The following is a 15536-nucleotide window of genomic DNA, read 5'->3' as shown; positions in this document are numbered from 1 at the left end:
GTATTGATTTCGGGAATTCAGAAATCTGTCAAGGGTAAAGTCGAAGTGACAGATTCTGTCAGGAGGCGCGGAGGCGTCAGACGGGGCGAATTGACTCTCCTCCAGCCGTGAACACAATGAGAACAGAAGTCCGCTGGGAGGTGACCGGTGAGTATCGCGTTTAAGGTCTATGTCCGTTGCCTAAACTGCCAGAAGGATTACGGCACGACACTGTGCCCGCCAGAGGCAGATGACGCCCCCGGGGATATCGACGAGCTTCTGGAAAGCAATTTCCTGAGCAGCCAGCGCTTCAAATGCAGCGACTGCGAGAGTTCGATCGCGACCGTCACCGGCGTGAAGGATCTCTGTAATGGCGCTTTGATCAGAACACAGGAACTCTGTTCTTGATCTCGCGCACCAGAGCCAGGACGGTAACCGTCTTGCCGTCATCAGCCTGCAGGTCGCGCCTGACTATGATCGGCTTATGACGCGGATTGCTCGATCGCGGATGGAAAATGATCTCGTCATCGAGCAGCTCGACCTGCTTCACCGACCACTCTCGCAGGAAACCGGCTTCGCGCTCCTGCTGCACGACGACAACCATGCGGTCCCGCAATGGAATCCCGATATCCTCATAGTTGACTGCGATCAGGCGCGAGCCGGGCAGGATTGGAATTGGCGCTAGCTGGTTCATCGAGTCGCCGATGACATCAAAAGCCGTTCGGCGCGCTCGCGGAAATTCAGGATCGACCGGCTCAAAGAAGGTCTCCGGGGTCGACTGATCATACTCGTCGATAGGCAGAAACGCGCCAGCCTGCACCGGGCCAGCAACGGTCACCGGAAACAGATTGCCTTCCGTTGCAGCTTGAACCTCTGGCGGGACGCTCAAACTCACCCCCGGCAAGGCCGGCGGAGGGAGTTCAAGGTAAGCGGCTATCCGCCCGATCTCATCGAGCTTGATCGCGCGCTCGCCCTTGAGAATGTCGGTCACGGTCGACGCGGAGCGACCGAGGGCGGCGGCAATGCCTCCCTTCGACTTCGCGGGGTTCATCAGTCCGCGCTTTATCCAGGCGATCAGCTCGTGGTTCATCGAGCCGGAGTTTCTGTTTTCCAGAACGCTATTGCTATCGGGAAAAACCTGAATCTCGCTTGACAGGGATTTCGGAAAAACAGAAGTATTGCCGCCATGGAACCGGCGGCAGCAATCATCGAGCGTCTCGGCGGCCCGAAGGTCGTCAGCACCATCACCGGGGCAGCCTACACGGCACCCTATCGGTGGCAGCATCCCCGCGACAAGGGCGGTACCGGTGGGCTGATCCCCCAAAAGCATCACCTGATCCTCCTCGCTTACGCTCAGGAGAACGGAATCCCGCTCTCGGCCTCGGACTTCTTGCCCGTCGTTCGCCAGCCCGTGCCTGTCTCCTATGGCGGCGGCGATCACACGTCTCGACCAGCTGAGTGAGCTCGAGCGGGAATCCCGCCGCGGCACGAGCTCGGCCCCGCTCGCCGTCTCGGTCCGCAAACGCCCGCCGATCAGCCTAGCCGATTACAAGGTTCCCGGCGACACGGGCGGCGCCGGCGGCGGCTCCTCAAGGGCGAAGCTCGACGCCTATGAGAAAGAGCTGATCCAGATCGAGAAGCGCACCAAGGCGCTGCATCTCGAGGCCGACATGGTCGGCAAGAGCACTTTCGAGCGCGAGAAGGCGCGTGCTGCGCTGGAGCTCGAAACGGCGGCGAAAAAGGCGAACATCCCGATCACCGACGAAATGCGTCTGAAGATCGAGCAGGCGGCCACGGGCTACGCCAACGCGAAGGTCCGGGTCGAGGAGGTCACCAGGTCGCTCGAGGCTGCGCAGGAGGCGCAGCGCTTCTTCGGAGACGCCATCACGGATTCGCTCAGCGATCTGATCCTGAACGGCGAGAAGGCAGAGGACGTCCTGAAGAATCTGATCAAGCAGCTCGCCAAGGCGGCGCTGCAGGCAGCGCTGATGGGTTCCGGCCCGCTCGCCGGCATCTTCGGGACGGCGGGAAGCAACGGTAATGTCGGCGGCCTTATCGGCGGTCTGATCAGCGGCTTCCGCGAAAAGGGCGGTCCCGTCTCGGCCGGCAAGGCCTATGTTGTCGGCGAGAAACGCCCGGAGGTCTTCGTTCCGAACACGGCCGGCAGGATCCTGCCGCGTATCCCCTCGGCCGCCGGCGGCCGTTCGTCCGGCTCCCTCACCCTGGCCCCGACCTATCAGATCGACGCGCGCGGCTCGCAGATGTCGGAAGGGCAGTTCCGCGCCATTCTGGCGCAGAACAATGCGATGCTGAAGGCCGAGATGCCGGGCCTGCTCAGCAAGCAGCATCAGCGGTCCGGCTCGTGAGCTTCCTCGGGGCCGATGCCGCGGCCGTCACGGGCCCGGTCGCGCGGCTGGCGCTGCTAGCCTGGTTCGACTTCGTCGGCGACCCGCGCTTCTACTGGACCGGCTTTGGTCCGCTCCAGACGTCCGACGGGCAGTTCTGGGAAGGCACTTCCGGCGTCACCGGGATTTCGGGGCTGGCGATGCCGCTGGGCACGGCGTCGCAGCAGGTCAGCTTCTCGCTCTCCGGCGTCGATCCGCGGATCATGACGCTTGCGCAGCAGCAGTCGGACCGGGTGAAGGGGCGTGACTGCGCGGTCTTCGTGCAACTCTTCAATGAGGATTGGACGCTGCGCGGGCCGCGGCGCCATGCCTGGAGCGGCACGCTCGACGTGATGACCTACAAGGCCGGTGCCGACGGCGTCTACACGGTCGAACTCACCGCCGAGAACATCTGGGCTGGGCGGCGCAAGCCTCCCCACGGCTATTATACGGACGCCGACCAGCAAGCACGTTACCCGGGCGATCTCGGCTGCCAGTTCGTGGCGAGCCTGCCTGGCAAGACGATCAGCTGGCCCTCCTGACCATGTCGACACGGTCCGAGCGGCTCGCCGCGTTCATGGCGGACGGCGTCCGCTTGCCCTTCGTATGGCGCACGCGGGATTGCTGCGCCTGGCCCTGTGCCTGGGTCGCGGCCGAACGCGGGATCAGCCCTTTGGTCGGAGTGAGTGCACGCTATCGCGACGAGCTCTCCTGTGCCCGCCTTCTACGGGGCGAAGGCGGGCTTCTGGCTCTGGCTCGACGGGTGATGTCCGCCGCTGGGCTGGAGGAAACCGGGGTTCCTGTTCTCGGCGATGTTGGCCTGATCGATACGGCCGCCGGAACGATGGGGGCGCTCTGTCTCGGCGACAAGTGGGCGCTGAAATCACTTGAGGGTCTAGCGATTATTCCCGCTACGCCCCTGCTAGCCTGGAGAATCTAATGCCAGTTGCTGTTGGGGCGGCTGTCCTGACCACGGTCGGGGCCACTACGCTCGCGGCTTCTGCCACAGCTGCTTATGTCGTCGGTTCGATCGTCATCACCGGCGCGCTGGTCGGCGCGAGCTATGCGATGCAGACGCTGTCGGCCCAGAAGCCGTTGCGCGAGCGCCAGCAGGCCACGCTGAACGAAGCGATGGGGCCGCGGCGCTTCATCTATGGGCAGGCCATGGTCGGCGGCACGCGGGCTTTCTGGGATGCCCGCTATGGAGCGCTGTTTCAGTCTCTCATGCTCTGCTCGCATGAGATCGACGGCATCGCCGAATACTGGATCGGCGACCGCAAGGTGACCACGGACCTCGGCGAGGCCGGCGGCAACGTCATCGACTATCCGCTCTATACCGTCTTCTTCGAGCGCCACCTCGGCACGCCCGGCCAGACGGCGGCGCTGCTGCTGACCACCAATTTCCCCGAGACATGGACGGCCGATCATCGGCTGCGTGGCATCGCCCATGTCTGCGTCGTCTTCAAGGGCGTTAAGGAGAAGGACCGCCAGCTGGTCTATCCGCAGGGCGCCTACACCAATCTGCGTTTCACTGTCCGCGGGAAGAAAATCTGGGACGTGACCGCGCCGGGTCAGGATCCCGAGAACCCCGGAACATGGCTCTGGAACGACAACTCGGGCGCCGTCATCCTCGATTATCTGCGCAGCCCGGACGGCTATCGCCGCCATCTCAGTCAGATCGATGTGCCGAGCTTCCAGGCGTTTCATCTGCGCTGCTCGGAGAACGTGCCGCGTAAGGACGGCACGCCGGTCGCGCGATATCGCACCTGGGGCACGATCGGCTTCGACGAGGAGCCGCAGGCTGCGCTGGCGCGGCTGTGTTCGACCTGCGACGCGACGCTCTATCAGGGGCCATCCGGCAAGATCGGCATCCGCGACGGCGCATGGACGGGTCCGCTGATCAACATCCCGTCGCAGCACATCACCGGCGCGGCACTGACGCAGGGTAATGACAAGCTCGACAGCTACAACCGGCTGAAGGTCAGCTACACCGAGCCGAACAACTACTACCAGCCGACCGAACTGGCGCCGCGCGACGATCTCCCTTCCCAGGCAGCAATCGGCGTGATCGAGGAAGTCCGCGATCTGGTGATGGTGCCGGAATATACCCAGGCTGCTCGGCTCGCCAAGATCATGATGGCGCGCGACAACCCGCTCTGGAAGGGCTCGATCGCCACCGACCTGATGCCGCTCGACGTCCTGGGCGAGAAGGCGGTCGACATCACCTATGATCCGCTGGGCGATGGGCTCAACCCGCTGATGAACGCGCCTTGCGAGATTGAGGCCTTCACCCTGCGCGGCGATGTCTCCGGCTGCGATCTCGGCTTCCGCGCGATGCCACAGAGCGCATGGAGCTGGAACGCGGCGGTTGAGGAGCCGCCGAAGCCGATTGCGCCGGCGCCGATCGGCCAGATCCAAGCTATCGCCGCCCCGACTGGCCTCATCACGCATTTCGACCGCCCGAATATCGCGGGCCAGGTCGGTGTTCGCCTCGGGCTGTCTTGGGATGCGTCGTCGCGTGCCGATGTCGTGGCCGAGGCTCAGTATGCCCGCGCGGGGCTTGGCGACTGGGCGCCGATGGCGCTCGACGCAGATGGCCTCAAAGCCTGGACGCCGCTGCTCAGCGACGGCGCGTCATATGAGTTCCAGGTGCGCTTTGCGGTGGGGGGCGCCGTCTCGGACTGGACGCCGGCCGGACCGCTCACGGCTGTTGCCGATGATCTTCTGACCGGGCAGCCTCTGGGCTTCGTCGCCAATGGCGGCACCGGCCAGGTCTTGCTGGCCTGGACGGCCCCGGGCAGCCCCAACCTCGGCGCTGTTCGGCTCTACCGCGCGACTTCAGGCGCCGGCTTTGGCTCGGCCTCCATTGTGGCAACGGTGAACCTGTCGCCGAACCAAGCCTATGACATGGTCGATAGCGGCCTCTCTGCTGGAACATACGACTATTGGGCCCGCGCCCTGAATCGCTCCGGGCTGGGTGACGCATCGAGCACGACGGGCCCGATCTCCGCGACGGTGAGCTGACCTCGGCATGACGATCACATGGAATTCAGCCCTGCGCGCCCGCGCGGGTGAGCCGGTGCTGCGCAATCTGGCTGCMACGGGAGGGCGCTCGCCGACCGGCCGTGAGCAGCGTGTCATCGGTGATGCCGGGTTCTGGCATGTTCCGCTGACCGGTCTCGTCGTCAACACGCGCGAGAAGGCCGCGGCCTATCGTGCGATGCTCGCCCGGCTGCGCCAGGGCGAGGAGATGATCTTCGCTCTGTGCGACATGTACCGGGCGCCAGGTGCTCTGGCTGTCGGCTCCTCCGTCACGATCGCCGATGCCACGGCGCCGCGGGCGACCACGATCAACCTCTTCGCCGGCGGCGTCACCATCGCGCCGGGATATCATTTCTCGCTCGGCGGCGACCGGCTGCATCTCATCACGGAGGTACGGGAGGGCGCTCGCCGACCGGCCGTGAGCAGCGTGTCATCGGTGATGCCGGGTTCTGGCATGTTCCGCTGACCGGTCTCGTCGTCAACACGCGCGAGAAGGCMGCGGCCTATCGTGCGATGCTCGCCCGGCTGCGCCAGGGCGAGGAGATGATCTTCGCTCTGTGTGACATGTACCGGGCGCCAGGTGCTCTGGCTGTCGGCTCCTCCGTCACGATCGCCGATGCCACGGCGCTGCGGGCGACCACGATCAACCTCTTCGCCGGCGGCGTCACCATCGCGCCGGGATATCATTTCTCGCTCGGCGGCGACCGGCTGCATCTCATCACGGAGGTGGTGGACGAGCCGGGTGATGACGATGTCGGTTCGCCCTGGCTGCCCGACCCGACCTCGCCTTGAGCGCGGGCCAGTCGCCATGGACGATGACCAGCCGCCSGGCGGGATCATGGCAGGTCAAGATCATGCCACCGTTGCGTTCGGCCGTTTCGGGCGGYGCTATCGCCGATTTCAAGAACCTCCGCCTGCGCTGCGTCCTTCAGGATCTCGGCGACGGTGACCTCTCCCTCGATCTCGGCAGGTTCGGCAATCCGAGCCTGACGCTCGTCGAGAGCTTCTAGACTTCCCAACCACAGGACATCGCCATGGCTATTGATCCACTCGGTGCCACCGAGGAGGGGCCGCTGTCGCGCGGCAAGTTGAATAGTGCGATCGCCGAGGCGAACAACACGGCGGTCGGCTCGACGCTGGCCAATCTATACGAGAACGGCTCGCTCGCAGAGGGCGCCAAGGACGTCAAGCTTTTCGTCCCGGATTATGCCTCGACGGCGAGCTATCGAGCGCGGTTCACGCAGATCGTGGACGCCTATCTCAACGCGCTTGGCTGCGCGACGGCGCTCTCTGTCCTTGCGGCGGATGGCGGGTCGGGCAACCTTGTCGTGGCCGAGGTCTCGCCACTTGCGGCCGGCGGCTATGTCTTTCTCTCGGTGCTGGTGAAATCATCCGATGGTGGCTGGACGTTCGGTACGAGTGCGGGCGCCCTGCACGCCTTTCTTCGATTCCTCGACGGCACCAGCCAGCAGGTGCAGCTCAGTGCGGCCCCTGGCGCCTTTGAGGTCGTCGCGACCAATGTCCGCCGATATCATGCCGCCGCCCCCGTAACCGCCGGCAAGCAAATCGTGCGCATCGACTTCGGCATCAACGATGCCGGCGCCCGCACCAGCAATTTCTATCTCACCGGCTTCTGGGCCTCGTGGAGCCGCAGCGCGATTACGGTCGAGCGCACGGGCTATCCGAACTGGCGTCATTGCGTTCGTCCACGGCGCTCGTTTCAACTCGCCCAGATGGTCGACGAGTTGCGTGGCGACGTCGACATGCTTCAGGTCGTCGCCAACAACAACGCTATCGACGATCTCCGTAGCGCTCTGCAGGACGATCTTCGCAGTATCCTTCTCGTCCTCATCGGGGATTCGAATACCTGGGGCATGTCAGCGACTGGCAACAGCACGACCGAGCCGCGCGGCCATGCTCTRTCCGACGTGAGGGACAATCTCAGYAGCGCAAGCTGGGCCAACCTGCTGCGCAAGTGGCTGGGTTACAGGTAACGGCCTTACTGAGCCGCAGGCCGGCTCAGGCCGCTATGTCGATCCGGTGCTGGTCGATCCGATCCGCCATCCTGCCTTCGGCGTCTATCTCACTGCGAGCGGTGTAAAGGTCACCTCGCCGTCCGCTTCTGACCCGGGAAATAGCGGGTCTGCGTTGGCGAAGGAGATCAACATCCAGCCGAGCCAGGAGCTGCGCTTTTCCTTCGTGGGCGACAAGTTCGCCATCCGCTTCGCCAAGCTCAACGTTGATCCGGCGGGCACTTTCGATGTCGTCGTCGATGGTGTCCCAGTGTCTGAAGATATCTCGCATTATCAATCGCCCGCAGCCTTTGGGTTTTCCGAGCTTGTGGAGGTTGACTTTGGCCGCCACGATGTCCGGATCATCAATAATTCGACGTCGATCGCGCTGCGGCTGGAGGCGATCGAGCATTATCGATCCGTCGAGGTCCTCAATCAGGGCCTCATCGGTACGGCGTCAGGCCAGTGGCTCTCGGGCGGCGCGTTGCTGTCTGGCGCCGTCCCGGCGGGCGCCACCCACGCGATGATCATGCTCGGGACGAACGACCGGAGTGCGACGAGCTCGCCGCGTCAGCCAAGCAAGGTTGCCGATAATGTCGAATCGATCGTGACCTGGCTGTTGGCCAATCGAGAAGGCATCCAGCCTGTCGTCTACTCGCCGCCTATTGCGCGAGCCAACAGCGAGCAGGGTGGTTCGGCCACATACTACTTCACCGCCTCCGAGGTTTCGCGCGCTCTTGGCGCGATGTGTGCCCGAAAGGGCTTTGCCTTTGTGGATTTTAACGCGGAACTGAAGGCTGGCGATCTTGCCGGCACCGATCCTCTGGCAAGCGACGATTTGCATCTCGGCGATGCCGGCCATTTGGCGCGGTTCCGGCTCGATGCCCGGTTGCTTACGGCTGGGTGAGCATAGCCTGCCGTTACGCCGTACCCCGCCCGCCTAGCGCGGGCTTTTTCATGCCCGGAGTAATCCATGACGTCGCATCTCTACGCGAAGGCGCTGAAGCATGTCCTCGTCCATGAGGGCGGCAAGGTCGATCATCCCCGCGACCCCGGCGGGCGCACCAACCAGGGGGTTATCCAGCGCGTCTATGACGGCTATCGCAGCCGCAAGGGCCGGCCGCGGCGCGACGTGTTCCTGATGGAGCCGGCCGAGCGCGACGAGATCTACCGCGTGCAGTACTGGGACGTGATCCGCGGCGATGATCTGCCGGCCGGCGTCGACTATGTCGTCTTCGACGGCGCGGTCAATTCCGGGCCGGCGCAAAGCGTCAAGTGGCTGCAGCGGGCGCTCGGGACCGTGCGTGTCGATGGCCAGATCGGCGAGGCGACGCTGGCGGCCGTGGCAGCCTATCCCGACCATGATGCGCTGATCGCTGCGATCTGCGCCCGCCGCATGACCTTCCTACGGGCGCTGCGGACCTGGACCGACTTCGGCCGTGGCTGGTCGCGTCGGGTCGCCGGCGTCGAGGCGACCGGGCAGGCCTGGGCCTGCGGCAGCGTCGGCCCGGAGCCGGTCTTCTGCCAGGGCGGCAACGCCAAGGCGACGCTCGACCAGGCGAAGCTTCCGGCCTCGCCGGCTGGCGGCGATGCGGCGATCGGAGGCGGTCTCGCGACGGGCGGCCTCGGCGGCGCGCTGCAGCAGGCGCAGGACGCGCTGGCGCCGCTCGCCGGCGGCAGCCCCGTCATCGCGAACGTCGTCGCGGCGCTGGTCGTCACCGGCGCGATCGTCACGATCGGCGGCATCGTCTGGCGCCTGCTGGCGCAGCGGAAGGCGGCGGCGCTGGCCGACGCGCTCGACGTCGCGGTGCCGGCGTGAGCACGGTTCTCGCGCTTCTAACTGCCGTTCGCTCCTTGCCCTGGCAGGCCTGGGCCGTGGCGGCGCTCGCCCTCGGCATCGGGCTCTATGGCTGCGACCAGCGCCGCCAGGGCGAGGCGGCTGTGCGCCTCGAATTCGAACACCAGCAGAAGGAGGCCGCCAATGCGGCTCAGAGGGAAGTCGATCGCCTGCGCGGTGGCGCTGATCGCAGCCGGGTGCGTCAGTTCGACCGCGACTGACGGCTGCCGGATCTTCCGTGCGATCCACGGCTCGAGCGGCGACACGGCCGAGACGCGGACGCAGATCGACCAGCACAACGCGCGAGGCGTCGGCGCCTGCGGATGGAGTGCCCGCTGATGGCCGACCTGCCTCCCCCTGCCGACTGGCTGCATGCCCTGATCGGAGTGAAGTCGGCCCATGCCGTCGCCGGCGTCTTCGGCGGCCTCGTCCGGGGCCTCGTATCGCATGGCTTCTCCTGGACGCAGCGCATCAGCTCCGCCGTCGTCGGCGCCGCCGTTGCCGGCTACGGGACGCCGCTGGCGGCGCCGATCGCCCGCAAATGGCTCGACTTGTGGAGCTATCCCTATGGCGACATCGAGGGCTCGCTCGGCTTCTCGCTGGGGCTGGTCGGCATGACGATCTGCGACGCGCTGATCCGATGGGCGCGGCGCTGGCGCGACGGGCCGCCGCCGCCCTTCTATCCGCCGCGATCGGACGCTTCGCAGTCCTGATAACTCCTGGCGGGCTGCTGTCTTCAGGCCGTTGATATTCTATGCTGTGCCCGCCGCTCCAGTTGGGGTGGCGGGCATTTTTTGTTCGGCGAGGGCTGGGGTGATGTTGATCGTCGGTGTTCTGCTTGCGATGCTGCTCTGGCCGTTGGCTCCCCGTGCTGAGAGTCCCTTGCCCGGCGGAGAATTGCTCCCTGGTTGGACCGTCAAGACAGACTGTGATCGCGGCACGATTCAACGAAACGCATCGGACAACTCGGTTACGCTCTGCGTACGAGAGATGACCAAGGAAGTCAGGCGCTGCGAAGTCTATCTCACCGGCCCTGACATCAGGCAGAGGTTTCTCGACTTGCGCTTCGAATTGAAGCTGAACGAGGCGGCCGCCAATCCAACGGCGGCTGTTATCCTGTTCCAGATCCATTCGCGACCGGATGCCGGAGAGCAGTGGCGCTGTCCAATGGCAGCGCTGCGCTCGCTCCCCGGAGATGCGATGGATCTTGGCGGCGCCTTTGATCCTAACAGCATTTCAAAGCCAGCTGCCAATGGCTGCATCGGACCGGGCTCCTCAATTCAGGGATATCGCGTCTTCCGCGGGCAAGGGGCCGAGGCGTCAAAATGGATTGCGTTCCACCTTCGATATCGGCTCGCGCTCGATGGGTCAGGTGAGGCCGAGGCTTTCAAAGACGGCAAGCTTGTTGGTCGCCGCAGCGGGCCGAACGCCTTCAATGACGAGTCTCCGCCTTTTCTTAAACTAGGAATCTATGGCGAGCCCTCGCCCCAACCCGGACCTTTCTGTTCCACGATCCGTAATTTCCGTCTGAATCTGGCGGGCTGAAATCTGCGCACGTCTTTGGGATGTCGTAGCTGTTCCAATTTTCATCAAACCCGGTATACCGCGTCCCGCGCGGGAGGCGAGGTGCGAATGCTCGAGCTGACGATTGGTATTCCTGTTTACAACGAACGTTCCGCAATCCACCGGGCCATCGCCTCTGTTCTCAACCAGTCATGGTCAGGACCGTATGAGATTCTGGTCGTGGACGATGGCTCCACAGACGGGACGCCGGATGCCGTGCGGAGGCTGACTGAGCGCTATCCGCAAGTCCGGCTGATCCAGCATGAAAGAAATCTGGGCCGGCCCGCTGCTCGGAGCACCCTGTCGGCAAACGCCCGAGGCGAATGGTATGCGATGCTCGATGCCGACGACGAGTGGTATCCGGACAAGCTTCAGCGTCAGTTCGATCGCATCACCTCCCTGCGCGAAGCCGGACGCGATGTCTCAAAGCTGATGGTTTGTGGAAACATCCACCACGTCGATCTCGACAAGGGCACGGAACGAGTCAAGAATTTCTACGTCGGCTACGGCGAGGCCGGCTATGGGCTTGCGCGCGTGCTCAAGGGCGATAACACACCGATTTCGCAGCTCGCCATCATGCAAACGGCCTTCAAGCGACAGATCGGTGATTTCGATCCAGCGCTAAAGAGGGCGCAGGATTGGGATTATTTGATCCGTTTCTTCCGGTTGGGCGGGTGGATCGAATTTCTGCCAAGCCCGCCATTGGCCATTTTCAACTTCGCCCGGGGTGGGCGGGATGCAGACGTCGTTCGCTCCTGCATGATGGCCGTGATCGACAAGCACCTCGAGGCCTACACGGAGGCCGGCGTCGATCCGGACGCGGTCAGGGTGTCCGTTCAGGGGTATATCGACAGCTTCAAAGAGGATTTCGCATCGTGAGGGTTGTTCTCGCGAACAAGCATTTTCTCGGGCTCTCCGGCGGCGCCGAGCGAAATATGAGCGATATGGCCAATTGGCTCATTACCGCGGGCCATCAGGTATATATTCTCTCGGAGACAAAGCACGGCGAGACACCGGCATTCCCGGTCAGCCAGTCGGTCAAGATCGTGTGTCCCGTCGACGGCACCAACGTCGGCGCGGACCTTCTCGGCGAGATCGAGCCCGACCCTGGCATTCGCGCCTGGGCGAAAGCGAATCGTTCGCTGCGAAAGAAGTGGGGCCATAGCATCCGAGCGATCAATCCGGACGTCATCCTCACCTTCATGCCGCACACGGCGACGTTTTTGCTCTACGAGCTGGGATATGAGTATCCCATCATTGTCACGAATCAGAACGACCCGGAGATCGATTATTACTCTGGGAAGCACGGCAGCGACGAGGTCGATCGACATCTCAGGATCGAACTCCTGAGGCGGGCAAGGACTGTCCATTTCCTGATGCCGGCTTTCCCTGAAAGGATGCCTGAATTCGTCCGTCAGAAATCCGTGGTCATTCCGAATGCCGTACCACTCAAGACGCCCTCGCGCCCGCGGAGCTGCCGCAGGAAGATCATCGGCCTGGGCCGCTTGGTTCCACAGAAAGGCTTCTCGCTGTTGATCGAAGCCTTCTGCGCGTCGCAGGCTTACAAGGAAGGCTGGGATCTACACATCTTTGGATCTGGCCCGGAAGAGGAGGCGCTGCTTCGATTGGTGCGACGCTTGATGGCCCAACGGCAGGTGTTTCTGCGTGGCCAAACGGATAATCCGGACATTGAGTTAGAGGATGCAGACGTCTTCGTGATTCCTTCATTCTATGAGGGCTGGGGATTGGCGCTGACCGAGGCGATGGCTGCCGGTCTTCCCGCAATTGGCTTCGAGGATTGTCCGGGGGTCAACTGGCTGCTCACCTCTGGCGAGAACGGCACTCTGGTCGAGCGCAGCGTCAATGCTCTGGCCGTCGCCATTGACCAGCTTGCGTCTGATCCCGCTCTACGCCAAAAACTCGGAGAAGCCGGGCGCCAGTCCGTCGAGCGTTTCGCTCCACGCCATGTTTATGATCAATGGGCGAAAGAAATTGCTCGCGCTCGATCTGAGGGGCTCGCATGCTGAACGGCGTCACAATTGGCTTGCCTGCATTCAATGCGCGCAGGACCCTTGAGCGCGCCATTGACAGCGCTCTCTCGCAGACGATCAAGCTGCCGTTCGAGATCATAGTGGTCGATGACGGCAGTGACGATACAACCGCAAACATCGCTCTCAGCTACCAGTTGATGCATCCCGATATCGTTCGCCTTATCCGGGTCCCCAACGGTGGTGTTGCGGCGGCGCGCAATGTCATCGTCGCAAATGCTCGATTTGATCACCTGACTTGGCTGGATGCCGACGATTACTATCGACCAGACAAGCTGGACAGACAATACCAGTACCTATTGGTCTGGCACATGATCAATAAGACTTACCCCGGCGACACCTATCTGATGACCTTCGCGCCCGTGTGGATCGATAGGAAGCGCTATGATTTCTCGAAATATTTCAAGGATCCGATCAAGCATATCCTGACTGGCGAATTCCGGGCGTACCTATGGGCGTCAATGACAGCGACGGCCTCCTATCGAGAAGTCGGCCCGTTTAATGAGGCTCTGCACCGCTCGGAGGATACCGACTGGCTGCTCCGGTATCTTCTTTCCAGCGAGCGCATGCTGGTTTCAACGGATGCAGATGAGCCGGCGGTGCAATATCACTTCTCAACACAACGTGACGGTAAAAAAGTCGAGGAAAGCTTTGACTTTATGCGCAACACGTACGGGCACGAAATGCAGTCGCGGGGCATTTTCGACGAGTATGTGCCGAGGCGTTACTGGGAAATCTCCAATTTCTACCATTCGAACAAGCGATGGGACGATATGTGGAGATGCCGGGCCTTGGCTGCTAAATTCGGCCCTGCCGATTTTACCGATCGTTTGGCTAACGAGATCGCATCGATCACCGATACTGGACATCGGGCCGAGATTGAGCGCCTTGTAGCGCGTCATTTGGATTGAGTCATCGCACTAATGTACGTCCTTAAACGGTCGCCGAGCCGGCTGTCTTTACTTGGGAATTTGTCTTTATGAGCATTTGCAATCTCTGCGGCTCGCACAGCTTTAAGGACTTCAACGGCCGTGCTCTCGCCATGTGTGTGGATTGCGGCTCAGTGGAGCGAACGCGAGCTCTGAAGTTGATCCTCGACGCCAAGGGTTTGGTTCGAGCGGGTATGCGCGTCATGCACCTCGCGCCTGAGACGGGAATCGGGCGCTATCTCAAGGCTACGGTGGGCGACGGTTACGAGAGCTATGATATCGATCCGTCGCGGTATGCAGCGGATCTTGACGTCCGCCGCATGGACCTGGTGACAGATGTCGAGGGCTTGCCGGGCGAAGCCTATGATCTGGTTCTGCATTCACATGTGATGGAGCACCTGCCGTGTAATGAGACGGCGGTACTGTACCATCTGCATCGCGCCATTAAGCCGACCGGCTTCCATGTGTTTTGCGTCCCGATCCATCATGGATACTACGAGTCGGATCTAGGCCGTCTTACGCCGACGGAGCGTGAGAAGCGGTTCTTCCAGAACGATCACGTCCGCCGGTTCGGGCGCGAGGACATTGAGCGGACGATCGGTATGCTCTTTCCGCTTGCGGTGACGGATCTTGATCAACTCGCCACCGCCGACGAGCTCCGGGATCTGGGCATCCCCGAACTCGCATGGCGCGGCATCTCAAGCCACAATTTCTTCGTGCTTGGTAAAGATGATCTGAAGCTGCGGCCCTAGCAGAAGCTTGAAGCTAGGTCGCCGGAGCCAGACCAGCCTTGCTGAAAGCGGCTACCCAGTCGAGATAGGCTTCGTTGAAAGCAGCGTCTGGCTTCTCGGGAGCAAATAGGTAATCCCGGAACCTGTTCTCCTTGTCGCCTAGGATCGCGTCAGGTTCCTGCAGTGCAACTCCGCGCAACGCGTAGGGATAGTATCCGATCGATTCGATCACCGATCGGATTTGCTCCTCAGTCACGCTGTAAAGCACCTCGCAGATTATCCAGGGGCGCGTGTTCCTGATGAAGGTCAGGCCGCCGGCAAGAACGTCAGGCTCCGTCGTCTCCGTGTCGATCTTGATCAGCTGCGGTGCCGGAATTGACGAAGTGATTGCGTCAATCGTCGTCAGGGGCACGTCAACCGTGCCAATTGGCTTCCTGAACTCCGAATTCAGTGAGTTAGAAGCGTCGGAGGCGTTGGAAAGGTAGAGCGTCGCGGTGCCTTCCTCGGCTCCCACAGCAGCCTTATGCAAACCGATATTCAGGTTGTTGCTCGCAGCGATTCTCTCCGCCTTGAGCGCAATCTCCGGTGTCGGCTCAAACGCGGTGACCGCGATTTTATCGCCATAGATTGCCTTCAGGACCAGCGAAAAGATGCCAATGTTGGCGCCGATGTCCAAGATGTCGCGAGCGCCCAGGCGATCGATCACTGCGCAGGCCGCGGCCATCGTTTCCGGCTCATAACCGGAAAGGCCTGTGTCTCTCATCATTCTGACGATTGCGCTCCAATTGGCCTCTCTCAGATCGAGCGTCGAGAGTGCAGGCATTTCGCGTCCCGGACGCGAAGGTATCTGGATGCGCATCTATTCCCCCTCAGGCAGTGTGAACTCTGCGCTAACATGCTGCTAGCGGAGTGCCAAGCCGACCTGAGAGGCTGTCTCTTTTGCCCGAAATCTGGCGCTGCTGCGCCTTGGCTAGCGTCTCATACGCGGCGTCCGTAATCTCTTGCTGATCG

At 62.6% G+C, this 15536-nt stretch carries 19 protein-coding genes; 17 read left to right on the top strand and 2 right to left on the bottom strand.

Going from position 1 to position 15536, the window contains the following annotated elements; translation table 11 throughout:
• Positions 1-147 precede the first annotated feature (147 nt).
• Positions 148-387 (top strand): hypothetical protein, encoded by a 240-nt coding sequence (locus ASE63_RS27550; protein ID WP_156410534.1) that lies wholly within the window; start codon positions 148-150, stop codon positions 385-387.
• Here ASE63_RS27550 and ASE63_RS21535 read toward each other — a convergent pair.
• The gene (locus ASE63_RS21535; RefSeq protein ID WP_156410533.1) at positions 362-1309 is read right to left on the bottom strand and encodes a hypothetical protein; all 948 of its coding nucleotides are present in this window, start codon (positions 1307-1309) and stop codon (positions 362-364) included. The genes ASE63_RS27550 and ASE63_RS21535 overlap by 26 nt on opposite strands.
• 94 nt (positions 1310-1403) lie before the next feature.
• Here ASE63_RS21535 and ASE63_RS21525 point away from each other — a divergent pair, with 94 nt between their 5' ends.
• The 16 genes from ASE63_RS21525 to ASE63_RS21450 all read left to right on the top strand — a co-directional run bounded on the left by ASE63_RS21525 (position 1404) and on the right by ASE63_RS21450 (position 14546).
• On the top strand, positions 1404-2345 hold the full coding sequence (locus tag ASE63_RS21525) for a hypothetical protein (RefSeq protein ID WP_056806433.1): 942 nt from the start codon (positions 1404-1406) through the stop codon (positions 2343-2345).
• Positions 2342-2905 (top strand): hypothetical protein, encoded by a 564-nt coding sequence (locus ASE63_RS21520; RefSeq protein WP_056806430.1) that lies wholly within the window; start codon positions 2342-2344, stop codon positions 2903-2905. The genes ASE63_RS21525 and ASE63_RS21520 overlap by 4 nt, the downstream gene beginning before the upstream one ends.
• A 397-nt stretch (positions 2906-3302) precedes the next feature.
• Entirely contained in the window at positions 3303-5387 is a 2085-nt protein-coding gene (locus tag ASE63_RS21510; RefSeq protein WP_056806424.1) for a phage tail protein, read from the top strand.
• A 7-nt stretch (positions 5388-5394) separates the two neighbouring features.
• Entirely contained in the window at positions 5395-5871 is a 477-nt protein-coding gene (locus ASE63_RS21505) for a hypothetical protein (RefSeq protein WP_056806421.1), read from the top strand.
• Positions 5872-5918: 47 nt separating this feature from the next.
• Positions 5919-6197, top strand: a complete 279-nt coding sequence (locus ASE63_RS21500) for a hypothetical protein (protein WP_056806418.1) — start codon at positions 5919-5921, stop codon at positions 6195-6197.
• Positions 6198-6259: 62 nt separating this feature from the next.
• Complete coding sequence (locus ASE63_RS21495) at positions 6260-6415, top strand: hypothetical protein (protein WP_156410532.1); 156 nt, start codon at positions 6260-6262, stop codon at positions 6413-6415.
• 24 nt (positions 6416-6439) lie between these two features.
• Entirely contained in the window at positions 6440-7399 is a 960-nt protein-coding gene (locus ASE63_RS21490) for a hypothetical protein (RefSeq protein ID WP_056806411.1), read from the top strand.
• A 46-nt stretch (positions 7400-7445) separates the two neighbouring features.
• Positions 7446-8324 (top strand): GDSL-type esterase/lipase family protein, encoded by an 879-nt coding sequence (locus ASE63_RS21485; protein WP_162261818.1) that lies wholly within the window; start codon positions 7446-7448, stop codon positions 8322-8324.
• Between the two features lie 66 nt (positions 8325-8390).
• Positions 8391-9236 (top strand): glycoside hydrolase family 108 protein, encoded by an 846-nt coding sequence (locus ASE63_RS21480; protein WP_056806407.1) that lies wholly within the window; start codon positions 8391-8393, stop codon positions 9234-9236.
• Positions 9233-9475: a hypothetical protein gene (locus tag ASE63_RS21475; RefSeq protein WP_156410531.1), complete on the top strand. Its 243-nt coding sequence runs from the start codon at positions 9233-9235 to the stop codon at positions 9473-9475. The genes ASE63_RS21480 and ASE63_RS21475 overlap by 4 nt, the downstream gene beginning before the upstream one ends.
• 117 nt (positions 9476-9592) lie before the next feature.
• Positions 9593-9967 carry a hypothetical protein gene (locus tag ASE63_RS21470; RefSeq protein WP_156410530.1) on the top strand — a complete coding sequence of 125 codons (375 nt, stop codon included), beginning with the start codon at positions 9593-9595 and terminating at the stop codon, positions 9965-9967.
• A 103-nt stretch (positions 9968-10070) separates the two neighbouring features.
• Positions 10071-10799, top strand: a complete 729-nt coding sequence (locus ASE63_RS26975) for a heparin lyase I family protein (RefSeq protein WP_082610185.1) — start codon at positions 10071-10073, stop codon at positions 10797-10799.
• An 87-nt stretch (positions 10800-10886) separates the two neighbouring features.
• Positions 10887-11696 (top strand): glycosyltransferase family 2 protein, encoded by an 810-nt coding sequence (locus tag ASE63_RS21465; RefSeq protein ID WP_156410529.1) that lies wholly within the window; start codon positions 10887-10889, stop codon positions 11694-11696.
• Entirely contained in the window at positions 11693-12844 is a 1152-nt protein-coding gene (locus ASE63_RS21460; protein ID WP_056806396.1) for a glycosyltransferase, read from the top strand. The genes ASE63_RS21465 and ASE63_RS21460 overlap by 4 nt, the downstream gene beginning before the upstream one ends.
• Complete coding sequence (locus ASE63_RS21455) at positions 12838-13776, top strand: glycosyltransferase family A protein (protein ID WP_056806394.1); 939 nt, start codon at positions 12838-12840, stop codon at positions 13774-13776. The genes ASE63_RS21460 and ASE63_RS21455 overlap by 7 nt, the downstream gene beginning before the upstream one ends.
• A 176-nt stretch (positions 13777-13952) precedes the next feature.
• Positions 13953-14546, top strand: coding sequence for a methyltransferase domain-containing protein (locus tag ASE63_RS21450; RefSeq protein WP_162261817.1), 594 nt, complete (start codon positions 13953-13955; stop codon positions 14544-14546).
• Positions 14547-14559: 13 nt separating this feature from the next.
• Here the strand turns inward: ASE63_RS21450 and ASE63_RS21445 are convergent, their stop codons facing one another.
• Positions 14560-15384, bottom strand: a complete 825-nt coding sequence (locus ASE63_RS21445; RefSeq protein WP_082610183.1) for an FkbM family methyltransferase — start codon at positions 15382-15384, stop codon at positions 14560-14562.
• Positions 15385-15536 lie beyond the last annotated feature (152 nt).

This window comes from Allobosea sp. Root381 (assembly GCF_001429395.1).
In the GTDB taxonomy this organism is placed as follows: domain Bacteria; phylum Pseudomonadota; class Alphaproteobacteria; order Rhizobiales; family Beijerinckiaceae; genus Allobosea.
This window is presented reverse-complemented; position numbering and strand designations above follow the sequence as displayed.